The sequence below is a fragment of the Microvirga arvi genome (genome assembly GCF_016892765.1).
Taxonomy (GTDB): domain Bacteria; phylum Pseudomonadota; class Alphaproteobacteria; order Rhizobiales; family Beijerinckiaceae; genus Microvirga; species Microvirga arvi.
Genome location: NZ_JAFEMD010000075.1, coordinates 1 through 23,060 on the forward strand (window position 1 = coordinate 1; position 23,060 = coordinate 23,060).

The following is a 23,060-nucleotide window of genomic DNA, read 5'->3' on the forward strand; positions in this document are numbered from 1 at the left end:
CTTCGAGCTGCGGCGAGGCCTCGAGCCGGGCGAGATCCGTTCCCGTCACATAGTAGATCGCGGTCTGGTTCTCCTTCTGGGAGCCGACGTAATCCTTGAGCGAGCGCCACCCGCCACCGGAGGCGGTGGTCTTGAACCGGGCCAGTCCCAGCAATGTCGAGCGTCGCTCGAAATCCTCGTAGAGCCCTTCCTTCAGCACGGGGCCGAAGGTCTCCCACACCTTGGTGTAGGCCTCCGCATCGTTCTGCGCGAGCTTCTCGAGCTCGCTCAAGATCCGGCTGGTCACGCCCTTCTTGATGGCAGCCAGAAGCGGGCTCTCCTGGATCATCTCGCGCGAGATGTTGAGCGGCAGGTCAGCCGAGTCGACGAGCCCGCGCACGAAGCGAAGGTACCGCGGCAGGAGCTCCGCTTCGCCGGTGATGAAGACTCGATTGACGTAGAGCTTCATCCGCCCTTGACGGTCGGGGTCGAACAGGTCGAACGGCGTGGAGCCCGGCACGAAGGCGAGCGCCGTATATTCGTGGCGGCCCTCGGCTCGGAAATGCACCGTCAGCGCCGGCTCGTCGAACTGGCCGGCCACGCTGCGGTAGAAATCGGTGTAGTCCTCAGGCGTGATCTCGGAACGCGGCTTTACCCAGAGAGCGGCACCGTCGGCGACCTCCTGCGGCTCCGCTCCGGGCTTCTCGATCAGGGAGATCGGCACCGGAACATGGCCCGACTGCTCCTTGACGATGCGCTCGAGCCGGTAACGCTCCGTGTAGGACTTTGCCTCCTCCATCAGGTGGAGGATCACTCGGGTGCCGCGGGCCGGGGACTCGTCGGCGGCTGCGGAAGCCACCGTGTAGGATCCCTTGCCGTCGGACGACCAAAGGGTGGCCTCCTCACTGCCGGCCCGGCGTGAGACGACGTCGACCCGGTCGGCCACCATGAAGGCCGAGTAGAAGCCAACGCCGAACTGGCCAATCAGCTGGGCTCCCTCGCCGCCTTGGGCGGCCTGGATTCGGTCCATGAACGCCTTGGTGCCCGAGCGCGCAATGGTGCCGAGCGCCTCGATCATCTCATCCCGGCTCATGCCGATGCCGTTGTCCTCGACCGTCAGGCGGCGGTTGTCGGCATCGATCAGGAGCGTGATCCGGGCCTTAGAATCATCGCCGAGCAGGGCGGGGTGGGAGATCGCCTCGTAACGCAGCTTCTCGCAGGCATCGGCGGCGTTCGAGATCAGTTCACGCAGGAAGACGTCCTTGTCGGAATAGACCGAGTGCACCATCAGGTGCAGCAGCTTGGCGACATCGGCCTCGAAGGTGTGGCTCTCAGGGGCGGGCGTGGTGTCAGCAGTCGTCATGGCGTGAGATGAACCTTGTTGCTCCGGCGGGCGATGAGATGGCGGCGAACGGTCAAGATTTCAAGCCTAAAAGCCTCGGGCGAGGCCGGCTGTGCAGAAATCTGGCAGGTGCCGCTTAGCGTGCCGACCGGAACCGCTCGAAGGCGGTGATCCTCTGGCTGAAGGGCTCGACCTCGCGCCGGTAAACCTCCCGTCGGAGAAAGGCGAGTTCGGCCTCAAAGGTTTCCTCGTTGACCTCCACCCACCAAGCCTTCGGTCGGCCGTCGGTGCCGTCGTTCCAGCGGTACCCTCGCGCCTTCAGCACATCCTTCATGTCAAACGGACTGCCCTCGGCCCAGATGCGCACGAGCGCTTTTCGCGCCGAGGTCAGCAGATGCCCGAAGGCGAACCCGGCCCCAGAGGGGAGGGGGGAGGCCAGTACCTCGAGCAGGGCATGGCAGTCCTCGACCGCCCGGTGGCCCTGGTGGAACCAGCCACACTGGGTCAGGAGATAGCCCAGCTTCGATCCCTCGAAGCCGAACCCGCTCCAGGCGATCTCGGAATGGGAGCAGGCCCAAGCCTTGACCTGGAAATCCTTGGTCAGGCGCTCACAGAAGGACCGATCAAAGCGAGCGTTGTGCGCGATGATCAACTCCGCCGGCGCGATGAACTTCTCCACTGCCTCAAGATTGAGCACCTGGCCGGCGACCATGTCAGGCGTGATCCCGGTCAGGCGAGTGATTTCAGGACTGATAGGTACGCTAGGCTCACGCAGGGCATTGAACGTCCCGATCACATCACCGATCCGGCCTTCCTCGTCATAGGTGAAGGCAACCATGCCGAGTTCGATGACCTCGTCTCTTGTGTGATCCAGACCTGTGGTTTCGGTGTCCAGGATGACGGCGATCTTCTCGTCGTGGAAAGCGGTGCGGGACACGACGATGGGGCGTGGTGTCAATCGGCGCAGAATGCGATAGTCGCCTGTGGCCTCCAGCATCCGGGCGGCGGTCTCATAGTCAGGAGCTTTGAAGGACTCGCTGCGTTGCCTGGCCTTGATGACAATCTCATCGACGGGACTCGTCTCGATCGGACCCGGCGGTGCATCGTAGTCCAAGAAAAGGTCAGCCTGGCCTCGCATTCCCACACCTTCTGCCCGCCAACAGGACAGGCCCGCGCGGCGGGCCCGGCGGGGCAGACTAGAGGGTGCAGGTCGCCAGATCGTTAATGCACAAGATAGGCGGGAGGGAGTACAAACTGTGGAGTGGTTGGTCTGTCCCGATCGTGGGGGCAGATCTGTTTTACAAGATTACAGCGGGAGTGCATTGAACTCAGTCCGGATTTACAATCTGACTCTTGTTTACTGAAGCGCCTCATACGATTTCACGTGGTCCTGATGGTGAGCCTGGACCATGACAATTCATTTTCCCTTCGACAACACTTATGCGCGCCTGCCTGATCGGTTCTATGCGCGCGTAGAACCCGAAGCCGTCACGGCTCCGAGGCTCATCCGGCTGAACCAGGATCTCGCGTTACACCTCGGCCTCGACCCTGATCACCTCTCGAGTCCTGACGGAGTTGAGCTACTGTCCGGGAACCGCGTTCCGGATGGGGCCGAGCCCATCGCCATGGCTTATGCGCTTATGCCGGGCACCAGTTTGGGCAATTCGTGCCGCAGTTCGGCGACGGCCGTGCCATCCTCCTCGGCGAAGTGGTAGACCAAAATGGCATCCGTCGGGACATTCAGCTCAAAGGCTCAGGTCCGACACCCTTCTCGCGCCGCGGTGATGGGCGGGCAGCATTGGGACCTGTCCTGCGTGAGTATCTCCTCAGCGAGGCAATGGCCGCGCTTGGGCTGCCGACAACGCGTGCGCTTGCAGCAGTGGTGACCGGAGAGACGGTTTTCCGTGAGACGCCGCTTCCCGGGGCAGTTCTCACCCGTGTTGCCTCGAGTCATGTTCGGATTGGCACGTTTCAGTTCTTTGCAGCCCGACAGGATACGGAGGGGCTGCGGCTCCTCGCGGACTACGTTATCGGCCGGCGCTATCCACAGGCCGCCGAGAGTGACCAGCCCTACCGCGCGTTCCTCGACCAGGTGATCGCTGCCCAGGCAGACCTTATCGCTCGTTGGCTGCACATCGGCTTCATCTATGGAGTCATGAACACCGACAACATGTCCATCGCCGGCGAGACGATTGACTACGGGCCATGCGCCTTCATGGACGCCTACGATCCGGCGACAGTCTTCAGCTCCATCGACCGGCAGGGCCGCTATGCCTATGGCAACCAACCCCGCATCGGCCTCTGGAATTTAACTCGGCTCGCCGAGACGCTTCTGCCACTCCTGTCTGAGGACCAAGAGAAGGCTGTGGCGGAAGCAAATGAAGCGCTTGGGGCTTACTCAGGGAGGTTCGAGGCGGCCTATCACGCGGGGCTCAGGCGCAAGCTCGGGCTGATGACGGAGCGAGAGGAAGATCTGACACTTGCCCGGGATCTCCTGAAGGCGATGGCAGAGAACCAGGCTGACTTCACCCTGACATTCCGGCGGTTGAGCGATGCTGCCGCTGGACCTGATGGGGATGAGGCCGTCCGAAATCTCTTCATCAATCCGCTTGCTTATGATGCTTGGGCTGCTCGCTGGCGCGAGCGGTTGAGCCTTGAACCGCAAGATGGGGCCAGGCGCCAAGCGGCCATGCGAGCGGTTAATCCAGCCTTTATCCCGCGCAATCATCGCGTGGAGGCGATGATACAAGCTGCGGTGGAGCAGGGCGACCTTGCTCCGTTCGAGGAGCTTCTGATGGTGCTCTCGCGTCCCTATGAGGACCAGCCAGCTTTCGCCCAATATTCCGAACCACCGGAACCACACCAGCGCGTCTATCGGACATTCTGCGGGACGTAACGCCAGACGGCCGCCTCAGTCGTTTCGCACTTGGGTCGTTCACCACATCTGGTGCCGCACCTCCAGCGTCCGACGGGGAACTCCCCTAGACATCGAAATCTCTCCGCGGCTTTTGCCTCCGCACAGTGACCATTCTGCATGCTGGACGGAGGAACGGCGGGATGCGTGAGAATTCAGCTGACCGGGGCAGCCAAGTGCCGGAACATATGTTGGCGTGCTTCGTCGTCCATCTCAGCTTTGAAGCTGTGCTTCTCCTTCAGCGCGGTAGCGGCCTGAGCAGCCGGGCGAGCGCTAGTCTCATCGAAGAAACGCTTGAGGTTCGGGAAGTCGCCCCAGGCGTTCTCGCCTAGGATGAACGGCACCATGCGCGCCCATCCCCACAGGGCCATGTCAACGATGGTGTAAGTCTCCCCCACCATGTAGCGCTGCCCGGATAGATGGGCATCAATGACACCGTAGTGCCGCTTCGCTTCGTACAGATAACGATTGACGGCGTAGTCCTTGGGCTCAGGCGCAAAGTGCTTGAAATGCACCGCTTGGCCTGAGAATGGGCCGACGCCCGTTGCAATGAACATCAGCCAAGAGAGAAGCTCACCCCGTGCAACCGGTGTGCTGTCGGGCAGAAACTGTCCGGTCCTCTCCGCAAGATAGAGCAGGATTGCATTCGAGTCGAAGACCCTTGCGCCGGTATCCTGATCGATGATCACAGGCACCTTGCCATTCGGATTGATGGCCAGAAAGTCCGGCTGGTGCTGCTCGCCTTTACGAGTATCCACGGGCTTGAGCTCATATGGGAGGTTCATCTCCTCCAGGCACAGCGCCACCTTCATCGGGTTCGGGGCACGGTTGTAGTAGAATGTAATCAAAGCAGAACTCCAGCAGCAGGGGCGATGTCGCATAGGTTCTGAAGAGTCGCGCTGCGGTATGCCGTGCAATCGCAGCGCGACTCTTCAGGGAGGATTCTAGAGAGGCGAGAGGACGTGGATCACGCGAGTCTCGATCATGTCAGCCGTCCGCTCAGTATAGGCCTGCATGTGCGGAGCGGCTGCGTGCGCTTTGAGCGCTTCAGGGCTCGCCCATTTCTCGATCACGACAAAGGTGTCTGGCCCAAGTTCAGTCTGAGACGGTCCGAATGCCGGAAGATCGACAACGGGAACGTACTCGATACAACCCTCTTCGGCCTGCACGGCCAGTATGTTCGCCCGGAATTCCCGGAGCACGGTTTCGCGCATACCGGGCTTTGCAGTGATATAGGCTAGAACGTGCAGCATGAATGATCTCCTGATAGGTGATTATTAGACACAGCTCTGCGGCCCCGCAAGCTCCTCACCCCGGATGCAGGACCTGTGACTCTCGCGTTAACTTCGGCGATCGAGATACATTAACCTGTCTTGGGGCCCAGGCGCCTCGGTCGCATCTCAAGAGGCTGATGCGAGATCGGACCGATGCTGCCGAGGGGAGCCCAGTCGGGCCAGCGGGAATCAGGCCCCCAGTGCCATTGAGCATGTGGGGTTAAGCCGATCTCCCTTCCCTGCTCCGGAATATTGACGCCGATCGGCAACTTATAAGCGGCGGTCTCGCCTGCCCAATCTTCGCGCTGATACCGGATCTCTCGTTTGCAATGGGGACAGCGCGACGCGAGGACTTTTCTGAAGGGCCTTGGGCTTTCTGCAAGATCAGGAAGAGCCGCCTGGGCCTTGGCATAAGCATCTGCATAGCCCTGCATCGCTTGGACAACCTCAAGTTCAAGAGGTCTCCCATGTGGCGCTTCAGACCTGTAGGCCAGGAGAACTCTTTTTCGGCCGGTGCGGTGCCGACATTGGTCCTCACGAAGAACAAGTGTGATAATCCCGTGCTGGCCATTCCCATACCACTGAAGCTGCCCGGTGAGGGCACCGGTGACAAAATCAGAGATGCTGAGCGACAGGTGGTCGACATGCACATGCGCTCCCGGTTGGCGATCCTGATCCTTCCAGGTTGTGGTCTTGAAGGCCGGTAGATGTGGGTCAGGCCTAAGCCAATAATGATGCAGGGCCGCAGCCTCATGAGCGACCAGCCAGAGGGCGCGAATGCCCGAAGCCACATAGCGCTCTTGCCGCTGGCGGTAGGCTTCCTCCCCCTGGAGCTGAACCTGGGCTTCAATGGCGATGGTCCAGGGTTTTCCAGGCCGGCGGCACAGGACATCGGCCCGCCAATCCTGACCATCCGGTGTTGTCCCAGATTGCTCCGGCAGGGCGTCCCAACCCGCGGCTCGGGCTCCAATCAGGGTTTGGGCTTTGATGTAAAGATGGAGGTCGCTTTCCCTTGCTCCCTCGGGCACCCGCCCAGGAGGATGGGCGAAGAAGCGTGTTCCAAGACGCGATGTCTTGGGGATAGCCCGCCCTTTCCCATATGGCATCCACGCATCGCGATTTCGCGCTGATCGCAATCGCTCCCATTCATCATCAGTCATCAGTGGAGCAATAAGCGGCTCTCCTGAGTGGGTGTATGCGAGCAGCGGCATGGTCGAACTTATACTATCTCAAGATGTGCGTATGGTGTCGAAACCCCACACCGTACGCGCCATGACAAAGGAAGTTTGAGCTGTCGATCAGTGGGCAGCTAACCATTCCCGCAGTTTCGTCCAGCGCCTCTTCATCTGCCCGCCTCTAACTGCAATCCCGACTGCTTTATTCTGGCCGACCAGAACGACCAACCGCTTGCCGCGGGTTACGCCAGTGTAAAGCAGGTTGCGAGCCAGCATCGTGAAGTGCTGTGTTACGACCGGGATGATGACGGCGGGATATTCCGACCCCTGCGACTTGTGAATGGTGGTGGCGTAGGCCGGCACCAGCGTGTCGAGTTCACCGAAGGGGTAGGACACTTCTCGGCCATCAAAGGAGGCAATCAGCGCCCCTTCCTCATCATCGATCCTGACTACCGTGCCAAGATCGCCGTTGAAGACCTCCCGGTCGTAGTCGTTCTGGGTTTCCATCACCCGGTCACCGGGTGAGAAGCGCCAGCCGAACCGCTCCACCTTCGCAGGCGGATTGGGATTGAGCACTTCTTGGAGCTGGATGTTGAGGTTACGGGCACCCAGCACCCCCCGGTTCATGGGGCAGAGCACCTGAACATCCTTCATCGGATCGAGCCCGAAGCGACGTGGCATGCGGTCCTTGATCATCTGGATGATCTTCGGCACCCCTTCCTCGGGATCGTTGATTTCCACGAAGTAGAAGTCGCTCTCTTCGCCCGCCTTGGGAGGCTCGGGCATCTGGCCCTTGTTAATGCGATGGGCGTTCACCACGATCCGGCTTTCTGCCGCCTGCCGGAACACCTCGGTCAATCGCGCCACTGGAATGCGCTCCGAGGCGATGATGTCTGCTAGCACCTGCCCCGAGCCGACCGAGGGCAACTGATCCACGTCGCCCACCAGCAGCAGACCCGTCTGAGCTGGGATGGCCTTGGTGAGGGCGTTCATCAGCGGCACATCCACCATGGAGGTCTCGTCCACCACCAGCAGATCGCAGTCGAGCGGGTTCTCCTCATTGCGCGAGAAGCCACCGTGCTTAGGATCGATCTCCAGGAGCCGATGGATAGTTTTGGCTTCTAGCCCGGTCTGCTCGGTCATACGCTTGGCCGCTCGCCCCGTGGGAGCCGCTAACGCGACCCGAACACCTTTGGCGACCAGCAGACGCAAGATTGTATCGAGGAGGGTTGTCTTGCCGACACCGGGACCGCCGGTCACCACCGCCACCTTGGCGCCGAGCACCAGCTTCAGCGCCTCGCGCTGCGAGGCGGCCAGGGTTTTGCCCGTACGGCCCTCGACCCAGGGAATGGCCTTGTCGAGGTCGATCTCGGGCCAGGGTGCTGGACCAGACGCTCGCTCAGTCAACCGAGACGCAATCGCCTGCTCGGCGAGATAGAGCCCTTTCAGGAAGAGGCAGGTCTCCTCACCGATGGTGTCCGAGACGACTTCACCCTTCGCAAGTTCCTCGACGATGGCTGTACGAATCAGAGCCTCATCCACTTCAAGGAGTTGCTCGGCTAGCCGGGTGAGAGCCTCGACCGGCAATGCGCAGTGCCCCTCATCCGTCGCTGTCTGGAGCGCGAACGAGATACCAGCCCGGATGCGCTGAGGTGCAGTCTTTTCCATCCCGAGCTTGGCTGCGATGGCATCCGCCGTCCGGAAGCCGATGCCGCGCACATCCTTGGCCAACCGGTACGGGTCCTCGGTCATGACTTGGATGGCCTCATAGCCATAGGTCTTGAAGATACGCACGGCTCGCGCCGTCCCGACGCCATGGGCATGCAGGAAGATCATGATCTCCCGCACCGCCTTCTGCTCAGCCCAACCTGAGACGATCCGGGAGGCTCGCATGGGACCAATCCCAGAAACTTCGGTCAGGCGTTCGGGCTTAGCCTCAATGATCTCGAACGTATCGATCCCAAAGGCAGCGACGATGCGCTTGGCCATGGCTGGCCCGATGCCACGCATCTGACCAGAGGCAAGATACTTCTCGATGCCCTCTGCCCCGGTTGGCGGGGTGGTCTTAAGAACTTCAGCCTTGAACTGGAGCCCATGCGTGCGGTCGCTAATCCACAGCCCGCTGGCCGTGATCCACTCTCCGGCCGAGACCGCAGGCGTATGGCCAACGACCGTCACAAGGTCACGCTTGCCTCGTGTGTGGACTTTCAGGACAGCGAAGCCGTTCTCTGCATTGTGGAAGGTGACGCGTTCCACTGAACCCGCAAGAGTATCGGGGACCGGCCTCTGATCAACTTGTGAGGGGCGAATCATCTGGTTCATGGTGCCTGCCAGGAAACGCTCCGGCCTCTCCGACTGTATCGCTGGATGGCACCACTGACGAGGATGCTCTCCTTCTGTAGCACCAGATGTTCTGGGTTCGTTTCAGGGCTTTTTTGCGGCGATTCGGATTAACTCGGCTCCGCCGGTAGCAATCTGCCGATTTGGTTGTTGTGCTGGCTATGCAAGTGACAACCCCGAGTATTCAGAGGGTTCTGCCCGGTTTCCACAGCCGAAAAGAAAGATGGTTAACAATCGGATAACGAAGCGGTACTCGGGGGCTGGCTGCTGATTGGGAGGTGGAGATGGACAACGGACCTGATGGTGACAAGCGACCTTCAGCAGTCTCCGACACCGAACTCCTGCGCCGGATCGGGCAGGATCTCCGCTCAATTTACGCAGACGTGATCAGGCAGCCTCTTCCACAGCGCATTCAGGCAACTCTGGTGCTCATCGATCGGGAGCAGAGGCTCCCTGAACAGTTGCCTCGTACGCTGACGCACTGAAGCGCGGCGCTGTTCGCAAGACCAGCTTGCCCGTGGTTTCGCCCGACTCCAGAGCTCGGTGAGCTTGAGCCACATCTTCCAATGCAAAAGAACGAACCTTTGGCACCCGAATGTCCCCCGCTTCTACCCAGGCGGTGAGATCGTTCACAGCCGCGTGCAACAGGTCGGCACACGGAAAGAGGAACGACAAATTGAACGCCACGACACCTTTGTTCTCGCTTGTCATCGACAAAGGATTGAAGCGCGGCATCCTCAGCATTCCAAGGGCCGCCTTGAGGTAGTTGATCCGCCCACCCTGTTTTGGCAACAAACTATGAAAGCCATAGACCAGCAGCTTACCCGTGGGCTTCAGATGGGCGTAGCTTTGCGCCAGGGTTTCAGGGCCGTTGGCATCAAAGATCAGGTCGTAGCCGTCAGGGCATAGGCGCTTGGCCTCATCCCAGAGTGACTGAGTGGATTTGTCGATCACGGCGTCTGCGCTAAGCTGGCGCACATACTCGACCTTGTGACTTTTCCCCACCACACCAGTCACGTGCAGATTGCGCAACTTGCATAGTTGAACAAGCGCTGAGCCTACTCCGCCGCCCGCCGAATGCACGAGCACTCTCATGCCGGACCGGATCACCACGTTCTGTAACAGTCCATGGTAGGCTGTAAGGTGGACGGCCAAGAAACCAGCGGCTGCCTCAAAGTCCAAGGTCTGAGGCTTAGGCCACACCAGATCTGCCGGAGCACACACGTGCGTGGAGGAGCCGTTGAAGAGAGTGACTCCAAACACCGGATCGCCGGGCTTCACGTGCTCGACCTCACGGCCAACGTCTTCCACCCAGCCTGAATATTCGAATCCGGGCGTGATCGGCCAGCCCACGAACCGGCGCGCGGACTCGTACACGCCCCAATGAACACAGATGTCAGCATAGTTCACGCCCACTGCCTCGGTGCGGATCAGAACCTCTCGGTCGCGAGGTTTGGGCACAGGATGAGCTTCCAGCCTCAGCCGCTCGTACCCGCCGGCCTTGTGAACGACCACTTTGCGCATGGACCCAGAAGGCATCCCTTTTCCGCCTACAGCTTCGACCTGAAACGTCTGCGCTGCCGCTGAAGCCACCCTCTATGGGCGCCGGCGCAAGGCACCGACGATTGGCCCCATGGGCATGAGCGTGTCTATCCTCTCCAATGAAGGGGCATAAAGGCTGGAGACACTTCCATCCAAGAACAGAGCATTCGCACAGCCCAGTTCGTCCCGGAACAAGCGAGCGAATGTGCTGAACGTGACCGGGCCATCTGAAATCGCAAACACGACCGTGTTCTGGCCTTTCACGCCAACGCCGTTCCGGATCTTGCGGGAGGTGCTTTGTTCTGAAAACTGAGCATGGATTTGCCCGTTGATGACGAGCATCGGGCCCGACTGCGTCGCGAAATCCGCCCTTATTTTCCGCTTCAGATAGGTTCCTGTCTCAAGCACGCCTGCCTGACGGCCTTTGACATAAAAGATGCCGTTGGGCTTGAGGTGGAAGTTTCCGGGCCCGTTCCTTGTGTTGGCCGCCTTCAGTTCCTTTCCGTTCTCAACGTAAAGTCCCACGGGCGAGCGATCCTCATGGTACATGCCCGCATTCATCGCGACAGCAAGGCGTGCACCCTCCGGTGTCTCTTTCAACCGGTCGAACGAGCCAAGTACCTCCCCATCCGGCCCGCGCCAGAACAGCCTCACCTCGTATTGTCGGAGATCCACCGTGCAAACCACGAAGGTGCTGTCAGCATATTGGACTGGCCGACACGGATTACTGTTCGGCTGAGCCGCTGCTCGGCTGGCAGGCAGTCCAAGAGAGACGAGGATCGCGAACAGGATGGTGGCTGTCCGGGAGAACGAACGGCCCAGCGTGAAGCTGATAGATTTCATGTGCAGCCTTGACCCTTTCAGCGTCCGAGATATCGTTCCCGCAGGTGGGCGCGGAAGACCTCCGCAGTGAGCGGTCGGCCGGTTGCTGCGACCAGAAGCTGGTCGGTGGTCATCAGGCTGCCCTTGGCATGAACATTGGCACGCAGCCATGCTCGAAGAGGAGCGAAATCACCCTTCGATAGGCCTGGAAGGATGTCCGCGTCAGCTAGGCAAGCCGCTCTGAAGAGCTGGGCCGCCGTCATGGCGCCAAGTGTGTAGGTGGGGAAGTAGCCCCACGCGCCGCCAGGCCAGTGGATATCCTGCAAGCATCCCAGGCCGTCATTAGGAACTGTGAGACCGAGAAGCTTCTTGACCTCCTCATTGAACACTGCGGGCAAGTCCTGGATCTGAAGATCGCCAGCAATCAGCGCCTTCTCGAGTTCGTAACGGACCAGGATGTGGGCCGGGTAGGTGACCTCGTCGGCATCCACGCGGATGAAGCCTGGCTCCACCTTGGTGAGAATCCGGTGGAGGTCCTTCGGGCTCCAGGCTGGACCCTCACCTTGGAAAGTCTCCCGCACGAGGGGAGCGAGATACGTGATGAACTCCCGGCTCCGACAGGCCTGCATCTCGATGAGCAGCGATTGGCTCTCATGCAGGCTCATGCCGCGCGCGAGCCCGACCGGCTGGCGGCGCCACGTTTCCGGGCGGCCTTGCTCATAGAGCGCGTGACCGGTCTCATGCAGCACGCCCATGAGCGCGCTCATGAACTTTGCCTCGCTGTAGCGGGTGGTGATCCGGACATCGCCGGTGGATCCTCCGCAGAAAGGATGCAGGCTCACATCCAGCCGTCCCCGGTCGAAATCGAACCCGACCGCTTTCATCAACTGCTCGCCGATGCGTCGCTGATCGTCGACAGGGAAGGGGCCGTTGAGCGGCTGGACGGCAGGAAGGCCCTTCTGACGCTCCTGTGCCTCCTGGATCAGATCCGGCAGTTCGGCGCCGAGTTCGGCGAAGAGCGGGTCGATGGCAGCCTGGCGGAGACCGGGGTCGTAGCTGTCGAGGAGAGCGTCGTAAGGGGACAGCCCCAGTGCCTCGCCCTTGGCCTGGCCGGTCTGCCGCTGGAAGGCGATCACCTGCGACAGGTGCGGCAGGAGCAGGGCGAAATCGCCGTTCTGCCGGGCTTCGCGCCACACTAGTTCCGCTCGGGAAACGGCTCTGGAGTTAGCTTCGACGAGGTCCGCCGGAACCGCGGCGGCATGGAGGTAGATCCGGCGCATCTCACGCAGGTTGGCGCGCTGCCAGTCGTCAAGATGGCCGCTATCTTCATCCGCTTGGTCCAGCAGATCGCCCGTGTCGCGTGCGGTCAGAAGTTCATGGGCGATGCCCTTGAGTGTCGCAAGTTGGTCGGACCGGCTATCCGCGGCGCCCTCGGGCATCAGGGTTTCGGCATCCCATTGCAGGATGCCAATCGCGTCTTCGATCGAGCTGATGCGGGCGAAGCGTTCTTCCAGCGTCTTGTAAGCTTGCATGTGGGCGTGAATTCTATCCTCAGGGTTGATCTTGCAGGCGAGCAGGAGAGCGTGCCCGCTGCCGCCCGGATAAGGGCATCGGGGCTGCTCTTGAACCTACTCTGGGTGCTTGTGGATCGGGTCGACCCAATAGACTTCTTCCGGTTGCTCGACCGGGTCCACATCGGTGATGTTCACCACGACGGCCTCGTTGTCGCTGCGCACCAGGACGCATTCGAGGGGCTCATCCGGACTGGCGTTGATCTCCTGATGGGGCACGAAGGGCGGCACATAGATGAAGTCTCCAGGGCTGGCCTCCGCAACGAACTCCAACCGCTCACCCCAGCGCATGCGAGCTTTGCCTCGTACGACATAGATCACGCTCTCCAACTCACCGTGGTGGTGCACTCCGGTCTTGGCGTTTGGCTGGATCGACACCGTGCCGGCCCAGATCTTCTGTGCTCCAACCCGCGCATGATTGATCGCAGCCTGCCGAAACATGCCCGGGGTCTGAGCGGTGTTCGGATCGAGGCGGTCACCCTTGATCACTTGAACGCCGTGGTGCTTCCAGTGCTCGTGCTGATCATGGGGGTTGTCTTGGTCGTCTGTCATGGTGCTCTCCGAGAGGGTTAACTTCTATCCTTGGGCTGATCATAAACGAGGAGGTCGGGGGTTTAAGAAGACCAGCTCAAGCCTCCGGCTTGATGTCGTACCGCTCGTCGGTCACGTGCTCCATCCAAGTGCCGTAGCAGCACCTCTGGTTGTTGGGCGCCGCGCTAGTACCGAAACTCCTGCTATGGCCGTTTGACGGGGAATAAGCAACAATGTAGCGTTTAGCGTGGTCAGCCCAAGGATGCCTTGATCTGTGCCAATCCCTCCTTGGTCAGCGGATCGATCCTGAGAAGATGTGCCCTCCGGACGAAACCTTTTTCGAGAAGATGAGGCGCACATAGCCTCCGGCCTGAAGCGGGAGGAAGTAGAGGCCGTCGGACTCTCCTGCGAGAAAGCAGCGCAGCCCAACGTAGAAGCTTTCCTCGTACCCTTTGATGGCCCGACGAACAGCCGGGTGGATCACGAGGGTCGTCTGCCTGCTCTCACAGACCTCTTCAACGGCATCGAAACTCAACACTGCCGAACCCCATCTCTGAAAGGCCAAGCGGCCTATGAAGGTTCAACGCCCCTCCTGAGGATCCGGTTCTCCTTAAGTCTAGCTTCTCCAGAAGGATGACCTTGCCTGACCGAGGTCATTGCGGTATCACTTGGCGTTAGCACTCCTATGCGTCGAGTGCTAACCGTGCTGCTCGGCGTAGACGAGTGCCCCCAATTCCAAGAACAAGGAGGCACACATGACCTTTCGCCCACTGCACGACCGCGTCGTCGTCCGCCGCATCGAAGCCGAAGAGAAGACGGCCGGCGGCATCATCATCCCGGACACCGCCAAGGAGAAGCCGCAAGAGGGCGAAATCGTCGCCGTCGGCCCCGGCGCCCGTGACGAGAGCGGGAAGGTCGTCGCCCTCGACGTGAAGGCCGGCGACCGTGTCCTGTTCGGCAAGTGGTCCGGCACCGAGGTGCGTATCGACGGTCAGGATCTCCTGATCATGAAGGAATCTGACATCATGGGCGTGATCGAACAGTCCGCCGCGGCTCAGAAGGCTGCTTAAAACAGCCCAGCCTGACTAGGTTAGAACAAACAGGAGTTCAGCTCATGGCTGCCAAAGACGTAAAATTCTCCTCCGACGCTCGTGATCGCATGCTGCGTGGCGTCGACATTCTGGCCAATGCCGTAAAGGTCACGCTGGGCCCCAAGGGCCGCAACGTGGTGCTGGAAAAGTCCTTCGGGGCTCCGCGCATCACCAAGGACGGCGTCACCGTCGCCAAGGAAATCGAGCTTGCCGACAAGTTCGAGAACATGGGCGCCCAGATGGTGCGCGAGGTGGCATCAAAAGCCAGCGATGTGGCGGGTGACGGCACCACGACGGCGACCGTTCTGGCGCAGGCCATCGTTCGTGAGGGTGCCAAGGCGGTCGCCGCTGGCATGAACCCGATGGACCTCAAGCGCGGCATCGATCTGGCTGTGGCAGAGGCTGTGAAGGACATCCAGGCCCGTGCCAAGAAGGTGGCCTCGTCTGAGGAGATCGCCCAGGTTGGCACCATTTCGGCCAATGGCGATGCCTCCATCGGCGAGATGATCGCTCAAGCCATGCAGAAGGTCGGCAACGAGGGTGTCATCACCGTCGAGGAGGCCAAGACCGCAGAGACCGAGCTCGACGTGGTCGAGGGCATGCAGTTCGACCGCGGCTACCTGTCTCCCTACTTCATCACCAATGCGGAGAAGATGATCGCAGAATTGGAGGATCCTTACATCCTCATCCATGAGAAGAAGCTCTCCTCCTTGCAGTCGCTGCTGCCGATCCTCGAGGCGGTCGTGCAGACCAGCAAGCCGCTGCTGATTGTGGCAGAAGACATCGAAGGCGAGGCTCTGGCCACCCTGGTGGTCAACAAGCTCCGTGGCGGCCTCAAGATCGCCGCCGTGAAGGCTCCGGGCTTCGGCGACCGCCGCAAGGCCATGCTCGAGGACATCGCGATCCTGACTGCCGGCCAGACGATCTCTGAGGATCTCGGCATCAAGCTTGAGAACGTCACCCTCGACATGCTGGGGCGCGCCAAGCGCATTCGCATCGACAAGGAGAGCACCACGATCATCGATGGCGCTGGTTCTACGCAGGATATCGAGGCTCGTGTGGCTCAGATCAAGGCACAGATCGAGGAGACCACCTCGGACTACGACCGTGAGAAGCTCCAGGAGCGTCTAGCCAAGCTCGCAGGCGGCGTCGCGGTGATCCGCGTCGGCGGCTCGACCGAGATCGAGGTCAAGGAGAAGAAGGACCGCGTCGACGATGCCATGCATGCTACTCGCGCGGCGGTGGAAGAGGGCATCGTCCCCGGCGGCGGCACAGCCCTGCTGCGCGCCAAGGCTGCGGTTGCCAAGCTCACCAGCGACAACCCGGACGTGAAGTCGGGCATCAACATCGTGCTGCGCGCCCTTGAGGCTCCGATCCGCCAGATCGCCGAGAATGCTGGCGTCGAGGGGTCCACGGTGGTCGGCAAGATCAACGACAACACGAAGTCCGACACCTACGGCTTCAACGCTCAGACCGAGGAGTTCGTGGATCTGCTTCAGGCCGGTATCGTCGATCCGGCCAAGGTCGTGCGCACGGCTCTTCAGAATGCAGCCTCTGTTGCCGGCCTGCTGGTCACCACTGAAGCCATGGTTGCCGAGGCTCCCAAGCGCGAGAGCGCTCCGGCGATGCCTGGTGGTGGCATGGGCGGCGGCATGGGCGGCATGGACTTCTAAGTCCTGCATCCATCATCCCACTGGAAAGGCCCTGGATCACTCCAGGGCCTTTTCGTTTGTGCTGTGAATTTTCAATAGACGATCGCACAGATAAAGATTGGGCGGACAGGCGCGCCGCATTACGCCGGCCGTGTGACTAGGTTGTTGACCGTTCCTCGTCCCTTGGAACAACCGCGCCAATCCTGGCACGGCGAAGGCGCTCGGTGAGGGAGCTGGCCGAACGTTTCTTCGTCCAACCACGCCCGAGGCTATAGTTGGGTCAGCGCTTGTTCAGCAGGACCACATTGGATCCAGCCGTGTTGGTGCCTTTGGCCGACTTGACCCTGCTGAGGAGGGCGGGCGAGACGTTCCACTTCTGCCCGGTGTCGGTGATCACCGTCACGGTCTTCTGGTTGTAGCGCGTCAGCATGCCCTCAAGGCGACCATGGCCGGGAGGCTGGAAGGTGACCCAGTCACCAATCTTGAACTCCAACATATCCACATGAGCGCGCATCTGGTTGAGAAAGCGCAGGCGCTCGACGATGCGGTGGTTGAGATCGATAAGCTCGGCCTCGGACAACTGGTCAATGTCGATCTTCATAGAGATGCCATAGCTTAGAGCTGGACTGGGGCAATAGAGCGAATGTCTGGCCGGTGCTTCTGCGTGTCAAGCGCTCGATCCAGTCTTCAAGCGCTGCCGTGCGGAGAGACGGGGTAAGCGCCTGCAGAAATTCGTCAACAAGGGTGTCGGCCCTGTCTCAACGGTCAACGCGGCTATGCCCTGGTCAGCACCGTACTTCGGCTCGAACTCACCTGGGAGCCGGCTCCCAATTGGGGCCGGCGCTTTCACTATTCGTCTTTGCCGGAAGCTACAGTGCGCGATCTTGACTGCTGACGTGGGGTCTTGGCTTGTGCCTCTGTCGGCCTCTTTACCGACGCAGACACTCGCTTCGGTCCACCATTGCTGTTGCCCGCGCGGGCGGCTGGACGGCGGCCTTTTCGAGTGACAGTCCAGTTCTTTTCTTGAGAATGCTGTGCCTTCGGTGAATGTTCATCGAGAAAAGCGCGGCAAGCCGTAAAATTGGTGATCACTTCTGGTGGGCACTCAATACCTTGCTGTTCGGCAAGCGACCGCGCATAGCGCACCATCGCTTCGCTCGGAGAGCGAGGCCCAGGTTGCGGGGTCTCCCCCGGTCTGGATGAACGTGATGGAGCATGCTGGTCAAGGAAGGCTCGGCAGATTGCGCTGTTGCTTTTGAGCCCTCGGGGCAGTTTCAAGCCACGCTGCGCGGCAATGGATGCCGCGAAGGCGATCATCGCCTTTGTTGGCGGCTTCCCATCCGCGGCGGAGGGCGTTGGGAGATACGTTGGATCGAGAGCAACAGCGCCCGATTGCCCAATCGTCGTGATCAGCTCGTTGACACGGCTGCGAGTCCGCTCCTGATAGGCTGCCGCTCGGCGGGCCGCCTCTGCCCGTGTGGCTGCGCGCCCGATCTCGGCAAGGTCAGCCTCGAACATCGCCCGGCCAACCGGGTCGCCATAGGCGGGAAAGACACGACGAACGGCTGCAATGAACGCGAATCCAACTTCCGTCACCTGGATTGCCGGATCCCTGCCCTTCAGCAATTCAACATACTGGCTCTTCTGGAGTTTGGGCAGGATCGTGTCGCGGGTCGCCGCAGTGCCAAGGCCCTTGGGCTCATTGGGATTGGCCGGGTTTTCCAGAGCTGCTTTCAGTGTGGCGTCTTCCACCTGGTCGACGAGGCGCCCCATGACGACGGGCAACTCGCCGCGGGTGATCCGACGTGGTGGCTCGGTTTTCGCTGTCTCGATCCGGGCATCCGTTGCTTTTCCAGGCTCATGATCGCGGATAGGAGGCAGGCGTCCGGTGGTAGGCTCTTCGTCCGGCTTGGCCTTGCCCGGAACAGCCTCATTCTCCTCCTCAGCCTCGGCTCCATAGACACCCCGCCACCCAGGCGACTTGATCACACTGCCGCTGATCGAAAACCGCTTCGGGCCGAGCGGCGTTGGGACCTGCACAGCGACGACGGTCCGAGCGTCGATTCCGTCCGGCAGGTGGGCTGCCAGGAAGCTCTTGGCGACCAACTCCCAAAGACGCAGTTGATCCCCGCTGATGCTCCCCAGCTGCGGCACCTTGCGTAATGGCACGATGGCGTGGTGCTCGCCCGGGTCCTTGACGTAATGGCCCTTGTTGCCCTTGCGGAACACAAGGTCACCCGGAGCTGGCACGAGGCTCGCAAGATCCGTCAGGACCCCAACGACGCTTCCGATCACTACGCTCGCATCACCTGTCTGGCTATCGGGAAGGTGCTCGGACTCGGTGCGAGGATAGGTCAGGTATCCCTGATCATAGAGCTCCTGGGCGAGCTTCGCCGTGTGCTGTGGATCCCAGCCGAACCGCTTGGCGCAGCGGCGTGCGAGAGTGTCTTTTGAGAACAGGCGAGGGGGAGACCGACGCACATCCTTCTGCTCGACACCAAGTGGGCCCGACCAGATTGCGGTTGCCTGCTGAATCGTCTTGGCAACCTGTTGGTCGAGGATCTTGTCTTTCGGGGCATGCCAGAGGGTGATCTCGGCTCCGCTGCTTGTAGCGACAGTCAGAGCAATCCTGAAATAGTCCTGCGGGACGAAGTCGCGAATGCGCTTCTCTAGGTCAGCGAGGATCGCAAGCGTCGGGGTCTGCACGCCGCCAAAGCGCCAGGGCTCCCGGAGTGTGGGCGGACGCAGCCGCAGGGAGATGGCGCGAGTGCCATTAAGACCGAGATGATAGTCTTCATACTGGCGGCAGAGGGCTTCAAGGTAGGCCGCATAATCCCGCTCACCGGAAGCAGGCTCCTTGGCCATCGCGGCAAAGGCTCGCCGGATCGAGACCTCATCGAGAGCCCCCAGCTTGAGACGGTCCACCCGACCCCCATAGCCAAGGTGCTCGAGCACCTCCCAGGCTATCATCGAGCCCTCCCGTCCCGGGTCGGTGGCAATGATGACCCGCTCCACGCCCTGGAGAGCCTGCTTGATAGCCTCGATCTTGGGCTTGTGTGACTGGCCAGAGCGGCTGGTGCCATAGGTAACGGGAATACGCTCGAGCATGATCGGGAGCGTGTCGAAGCGCCAAGGCTTCCACTCGTCGCGGACATTGCCGGGCTCCTCGGCAGCCAGGAGGTGACCTTCGGCGGAGACGCAGACCGTGCTCGGTGATTTGAAGAACCGCTGCAGCTGGCGCATGGCCGAGGGCTTTTCAAAGAAGAACAGCGTGCGCGATGCTTGATGAGCCGTCATGACGTTAAAGGATACGTTCTGGGAGCGAATCCGTGGTCGGAGCCAGTGCTCAGGTAAGTGCCTGGAACGGATAGAGAACATTACTCCCCTGGTTATCAGGCGTCAACGAAGCAGCCAAGGACACTGGGTTGAGCCAGGTGATCCCACATCATCGCGTGCGCTACGTTGTAAAGTAAGGACTGCTCATTCCAATTTTCCCGCTAAGGGATCTAACTCTCGGCGCAGCGCAGAGCTATCCGGCTGAACCAATCCACGAACGACCTGTGTTTCCTGTAAACCTTTGACAGGAGGCGCTCATGCGCGGCGGCGGCATCTCATGGTGCACCCTTCTGGTTGGCGGGCTTGCGTCAACTGTCTGTCTCCGGTCGGAACTTACCTTTCCGCAGAAACCAACTTCAAGTCGCATCGACCTCTATTACAGCCCCTATTAGAACGTATCACGGAAAAACATCAAGGGCTTCGACCAAATCCCGCTTGGTCGTTTCTTCTTAGAGGACGCAACCAAGGACTAGGTGTTCGGTCCCAAAGTGTGGTGTGTCGGATCAATGATGAACCGATCTGGTTGCTCGGTCCAGGTTTTGCAGATGTACTCGTAGGGGGTAAGGCCGCGTAAGGTCTTGAGCCGCCTGGCATGGTTGTAGGCATCTAGGAACAGCTGCAGATGATGCCGGAGCTGGTCGTGGCTGTCGTAGTAGTAGCGCCTGACAGTCGCGTCCTTGATCGTGCGGTTCATCCTCTCGACCTGACCATTGGTCCAGGGATGACGCGGCTTGGTCAGGCGGTGATCGATGTCATTCTGGGCACAGGCGTACTCAAAGGCATGAGCGCGGAAGATCTCGCCTCGTTCCATGGCCTCCTTGATCAGAGGGGCTGCCGAACTGGTGTTGCCAGGCGTGGTGAAGTGGGTGCCATTGTCAGTGAGCACGGTGTGCACCTTGTACGGCGCCGCCACGATCAGCGCCTCAGGGCATGAGTAGTCCTTAGGTCAGACCCTTGAAGATGCGACATCCTGGAAGGAGGCGTGCGCACTGAGCGATCAGATGGTCGCAGCCGATAAGCCGCTGATCGCTGACCTCACAGCGTCCTGAGCTATCGATGTCGGCGGGTAGCAGCGGACGGAAAAGCCCCAGCTGAGAGGAAAGGGCTCTCCGCCGGGGCCAGCTCCATGCAGTGGGGGCGATGGAGAGTGTACGGGCTGATATGCAACGGGCCCGTTGCATACATCATGAAACAGACAGGCTTAACCAAACGTCCAATGCTTTAGTGGCAGCTGGCGACTATGCTGCCTGGAAAGGCTGTGTCGCCTAGTTAGCCGGGTGCACGCCGCGAAGTCGGATCATGCCGTCGGGATAGGGTTTGAAGTCCGCGACACGATTCGACACTGCGTAAATGAGTGGCGAATAATAGGTGTAAATGATCGGCAGTTCGCTCTGCAGGATTCCCAGTGCTTGGTTGTAGAGGCTCTTGCGAGCCTCGACGTCCGGCGTGAGCCGCGCCTCGTTCAGCAGGCGATCCACCTCCGGGTTGCAGTACTTGGAGTCGTTCTGGGTTCCTTTGCAGGTCACAAACTGATGGATATTGCCATCGGGATCGATCCGGCCCGACCAGCCGCTCAATGAGGCCTGGAAGTTTCCTTTCTGCATTTCCGCTAGCATGGCAGAAAACTCCATAGGACGCAGGCTGATCTTAAACCCGGCCTCGCCTGCCATTGCCTGGATCATCTCAGCCAAGGAAGCCGTGATGGTCGTATTGCCGAACGATAGCTCGAAGGCGACTTCGGGCTGCTTGGCCTGAGCCAGCAGAGCCTTAGCCTTTGCCACATCGCGGGTCGTGGCCGGATACTGTTTGTCAAAATAGGGGCTGGCTGGCGGGAATGGGTGCTGTGCAGGATTATAGAGCCCATGGCCTATAACTTCATTGATGACCTCACGACCGATGACTGCCTGGAAGGCCTGCCGCACGAGCTTATCTTTGCCCAAGGGGCTGTCGGCCCGAGGACCAGCTCCCACGTTGATCACGATGTTCTGGAATCCGAGTCCTGACAGGACCAGGAACTTCAGGCTCTTGTCGGCTTTCACCGCCTCGGCATCAGACGGATTCAGACGCTCCACGAGTTCGAGATCACCAGCTCGAAGATTAGCGAGGCGCACGGTGGTATCGGGGATCGGACGGAAGACTACCCGGTCATACTGATAATCCTTGGCGTCCCGGTAATCTTTGAACTTCTCCAGTACGATCCTGTCGTTCTGGACGCGCTCCACGAAACGGTACGGTCCGGAGCAGATCGGCTTACGGCCTACATCCTCACTGTTGAATGTCGCCGGTGAGAGCATCATGCCTGCGCGGTCGCTCAATTGTGCTAGCAGCGTCGCGTCCGGCTGCTTCAGGTACAGCACGACAGTTGAAGGATTGAGGACCTCCACTCGGTCAATGGATCCCAGCTCCCCCTTGCGCAGGCTGTCCGGCAACGTCAAAGCTCGATCCAGGTTCGCTTTGACAGCCGCCGCGTCAAACTTTGTACCATCGTGAAATTGTACATCGGTGCGCAACTTGAACGTCAGTGTCTTGTTGTCGGGGCTCCATGACCATGAGCTCGCAAGCTGGGGGCCGATCTCCAGCTTGTCCGTGACATCAACAAGCTTGTCGCAAAGCGACGTGAAGACCATTCGCCCCACTGTGGTTCGGGCACGATGCGGATCAAGAACATCCGCATCTTCCTGCACACCGATCCTAAAATCGGCTGCCAGGGTTATCTGACTTGTGAGAATCCCGACCGCCAGGATGGCTACGAATCCGCTGCGCATCATCACCACTCCATCGTCCTTCATCCCATGAAATTCAACAGTCACGTCGGGCCTCAACCTTGTTTACGGCCAGATTAGAAGACGACGCTGCGGGAGACCGGCGTCAGCAAGCGTGACTACTCTCAAGAAACCTTTACTCTCCGTAGAGGATAGTATGCCCTGAAACTCATGCCAACCGGACTTAGTGAGCTCAACCTCCACCCAATTCCGGATTAAGGTCAATGCAGACCTAAAAACTCTGACCTCATATTCGTCTGACGGAGTCGATCGGAATCGGGTTGGACAACTGATCGGTCGCATCCTCCGCCTGAGCAAATATCGTGCGGACGACATCCATCCCTTCCACAATCTGACCGAAGGCAGCGAAGCCTTGTCCATCCGGATTGCGGCGCCCGCCAAAATCCAGGTCAGGCTGATCTCCGATGCAGATGAAGAATGCAGATCCGGCGGTTCCCGGCGCGAGGCGCGCCATTGACAAGGTTCCATTGAGGTGACGCAGCCCTGTTGCGGCGGTGGTTTCATGAGCGATGGGCGGAAGGGGGTCTGCTTCTTGTGCATTGGATCTAGGGAGGCCGAACTGGACCACCTCGATCTTTGCCGGAACCGTGTCAGGCTGATTGGCAAGGGTGACAATGCGATAGATCGAGGGATTGGCGAGGAGGCCCTTCTCGACCCGGGTGAGGAGATTGGCTGTGGAGATAGGCGCTTCCCTTTCGAACAACTGCG

General features: G+C 60.3%; 17 protein-coding genes and 2 pseudogenes. 3 read left to right on the top strand and 16 right to left on the bottom strand.

The genetic code is table 11. The annotated features are described in order from the left end of the window. Together htpG and ILT44_RS26595 are read right to left on the bottom strand one after the other, a co-directional pair. Window positions 1-1,342, bottom strand: a 1,342-nt coding sequence (gene htpG, locus ILT44_RS26590) for a molecular chaperone HtpG (protein ID WP_204242625.1), incomplete at its 3' end; no start/stop codon positions are given. 115 nt (window positions 1,343-1,457) lie between these two features. After that, on the bottom strand, window positions 1,458-2,459 hold the full coding sequence (locus tag ILT44_RS26595) for a 3'-5' exonuclease (protein ID WP_204242626.1): 1,002 nt from the start codon (window positions 2,457-2,459) through the stop codon (window positions 1,458-1,460). 271 nt (window positions 2,460-2,730) lie between these two features. Between ILT44_RS26595 and ILT44_RS26605 the strand changes: the two are divergent. After that, window positions 2,731-4,217 (top strand): annotated as a pseudogene (locus tag ILT44_RS26605) (protein adenylyltransferase SelO). Window positions 4,218-4,390: 173 nt separating this feature from the next. Here ILT44_RS26605 and ILT44_RS26610 read toward each other — a convergent pair. From ILT44_RS26610 to ILT44_RS26650, 9 genes are all read right to left on the bottom strand, one after another. After that, window positions 4,391-5,083 carry a glutathione S-transferase family protein gene (locus ILT44_RS26610; protein ID WP_204242643.1) on the bottom strand — a complete coding sequence of 231 codons (693 nt, stop codon included), beginning with the start codon at window positions 5,081-5,083 and terminating at the stop codon, window positions 4,391-4,393. Window positions 5,084-5,179: 96 nt separating this feature from the next. Further along, entirely contained in the window at window positions 5,180-5,488 is a 309-nt protein-coding gene (locus ILT44_RS26615) for a putative quinol monooxygenase (RefSeq protein ID WP_204242629.1), read from the bottom strand. 110 nt (window positions 5,489-5,598) lie between these two features. Then, window positions 5,599-6,300: a hypothetical protein gene (locus ILT44_RS26620; RefSeq protein ID WP_204242630.1), complete on the bottom strand. Its 702-nt coding sequence runs from the start codon at window positions 6,298-6,300 to the stop codon at window positions 5,599-5,601. A 507-nt stretch (window positions 6,301-6,807) separates the two neighbouring features. Beyond that, window positions 6,808-9,006, bottom strand: a complete 2,199-nt coding sequence (recD2, locus tag ILT44_RS26625) for an SF1B family DNA helicase RecD2 (protein WP_239468563.1) — start codon at window positions 9,004-9,006, stop codon at window positions 6,808-6,810. Window positions 9,007-9,453: 447 nt separating this feature from the next. Next, window positions 9,454-10,548, bottom strand: a complete 1,095-nt coding sequence (locus ILT44_RS26630; protein ID WP_204242631.1) for a synaptic vesicle VAT-1 family membrane protein — start codon at window positions 10,546-10,548, stop codon at window positions 9,454-9,456. 72 nt (window positions 10,549-10,620) lie between these two features. Beyond that, a complete protein-coding gene (locus ILT44_RS26635) occupies window positions 10,621-11,409 on the bottom strand; it encodes a phosphodiester glycosidase family protein (RefSeq protein ID WP_239468564.1) in 789 nt (262 codons plus the stop codon). Between the two features lie 17 nt (window positions 11,410-11,426). Further along, on the bottom strand, window positions 11,427-12,920 hold the full coding sequence (locus tag ILT44_RS26640) for a carboxypeptidase M32 (RefSeq protein ID WP_204242633.1): 1,494 nt from the start codon (window positions 12,918-12,920) through the stop codon (window positions 11,427-11,429). Window positions 12,921-13,016: 96 nt separating this feature from the next. Further along, window positions 13,017-13,511, bottom strand: coding sequence for a cupin domain-containing protein (locus ILT44_RS26645; RefSeq protein ID WP_204242634.1), 495 nt, complete (start codon window positions 13,509-13,511; stop codon window positions 13,017-13,019). Window positions 13,512-13,782: 271 nt separating this feature from the next. Then, window positions 13,783-14,028, bottom strand: a complete 246-nt coding sequence (locus tag ILT44_RS26650) for a hypothetical protein (RefSeq protein ID WP_204242635.1) — start codon at window positions 14,026-14,028, stop codon at window positions 13,783-13,785. Between the two features lie 217 nt (window positions 14,029-14,245). On the opposite strand from ILT44_RS26650, the gene groES reads away from it, so the two are divergent. Together groES and groL are read left to right on the top strand one after the other, a co-directional pair. After that, window positions 14,246-14,560: a co-chaperone GroES gene (gene groES, locus ILT44_RS26655; RefSeq protein ID WP_204242636.1), complete on the top strand. Its 315-nt coding sequence runs from the start codon at window positions 14,246-14,248 to the stop codon at window positions 14,558-14,560. A gap of 44 nt (window positions 14,561-14,604) precedes the next feature. Then, on the top strand, window positions 14,605-16,254 hold the full coding sequence (groL, locus tag ILT44_RS26660) for a chaperonin GroEL (RefSeq protein WP_204242637.1): 1,650 nt from the start codon (window positions 14,605-14,607) through the stop codon (window positions 16,252-16,254). 259 nt (window positions 16,255-16,513) lie between these two features. Here the strand turns inward: groL and ILT44_RS26665 are convergent, their stop codons facing one another. The 5 genes and pseudogenes from ILT44_RS26665 to ILT44_RS26685 form a co-directional block, all read right to left on the bottom strand. Beyond that, entirely contained in the window at window positions 16,514-16,834 is a 321-nt protein-coding gene (locus tag ILT44_RS26665) for a hypothetical protein (RefSeq protein ID WP_204242638.1), read from the bottom strand. Window positions 16,835-17,082: 248 nt separating this feature from the next. Continuing rightward, window positions 17,083-19,530, bottom strand: a complete 2,448-nt coding sequence (locus ILT44_RS26670) for a type IA DNA topoisomerase (protein ID WP_204242639.1) — start codon at window positions 19,528-19,530, stop codon at window positions 17,083-17,085. Between the two features lie 508 nt (window positions 19,531-20,038). Beyond that, a pseudogene (locus ILT44_RS26675) lies at window positions 20,039-20,488 on the bottom strand (integrase core domain-containing protein); the annotation flags it as partial. Between the two features lie 346 nt (window positions 20,489-20,834). Continuing rightward, window positions 20,835-22,334, bottom strand: coding sequence for an ABC transporter substrate-binding protein (locus tag ILT44_RS26680; protein WP_372441260.1), 1,500 nt, complete (start codon window positions 22,332-22,334; stop codon window positions 20,835-20,837). Between the two features lie 244 nt (window positions 22,335-22,578). After that, window positions 22,579-23,060: peptidylprolyl isomerase (locus tag ILT44_RS26685; RefSeq protein ID WP_204242642.1), on the bottom strand; the 482-nt coding region annotated here is incomplete at its 5' end.

Bases quoted from the DNA above. Each gene is read 5' to 3' on its own strand.
- recD2 (WP_239468563.1), bottom strand. From the start codon at position 9,006: ATGAACCAGATGATTCGCCCCTCACAAGTTGATCAGAGGCCGGTCCCC.
- ILT44_RS26635 (WP_239468564.1), bottom strand. From the start codon at position 11,409: ATGAAATCTATCAGCTTCACGCTGGGCCGTTCGTTCTCCCGGACAGCC.
- groES (WP_204242636.1), top strand. From the start codon at position 14,246: ATGACCTTTCGCCCACTGCACGACCGCGTCGTCGTCCGCCGCATCGAA.
- ILT44_RS26640 (WP_204242633.1), bottom strand. From the start codon at position 12,920: ATGCAAGCTTACAAGACGCTGGAAGAACGCTTCGCCCGCATCAGCTCG.
- ILT44_RS26680 (WP_372441260.1), bottom strand. From the start codon at position 22,334: ATGCGCAGCGGATTCGTAGCCATCCTGGCGGTCGGGATTCTCACAAGT.
- ILT44_RS26615 (WP_204242629.1), bottom strand. From the start codon at position 5,488: ATGCTGCACGTTCTAGCCTATATCACTGCAAAGCCCGGTATGCGCGAA.
- ILT44_RS26630 (WP_204242631.1), bottom strand. From the start codon at position 10,548: ATGCGCAAAGTGGTCGTTCACAAGGCCGGCGGGTACGAGCGGCTGAGG.
- groL (WP_204242637.1), top strand. From the start codon at position 14,605: ATGGCTGCCAAAGACGTAAAATTCTCCTCCGACGCTCGTGATCGCATG.
- ILT44_RS26645 (WP_204242634.1), bottom strand. From the start codon at position 13,511: ATGACAGACGACCAAGACAACCCCCATGATCAGCACGAGCACTGGAAG.
- ILT44_RS26595 (WP_204242626.1), bottom strand. From the start codon at position 2,459: ATGCGAGGCCAGGCTGACCTTTTCTTGGACTACGATGCACCGCCGGGT.
- ILT44_RS26670 (WP_204242639.1), bottom strand. From the start codon at position 19,530: ATGACGGCTCATCAAGCATCGCGCACGCTGTTCTTCTTTGAAAAGCCC.
- ILT44_RS26665 (WP_204242638.1), bottom strand. From the start codon at position 16,834: ATGAAGATCGACATTGACCAGTTGTCCGAGGCCGAGCTTATCGATCTC.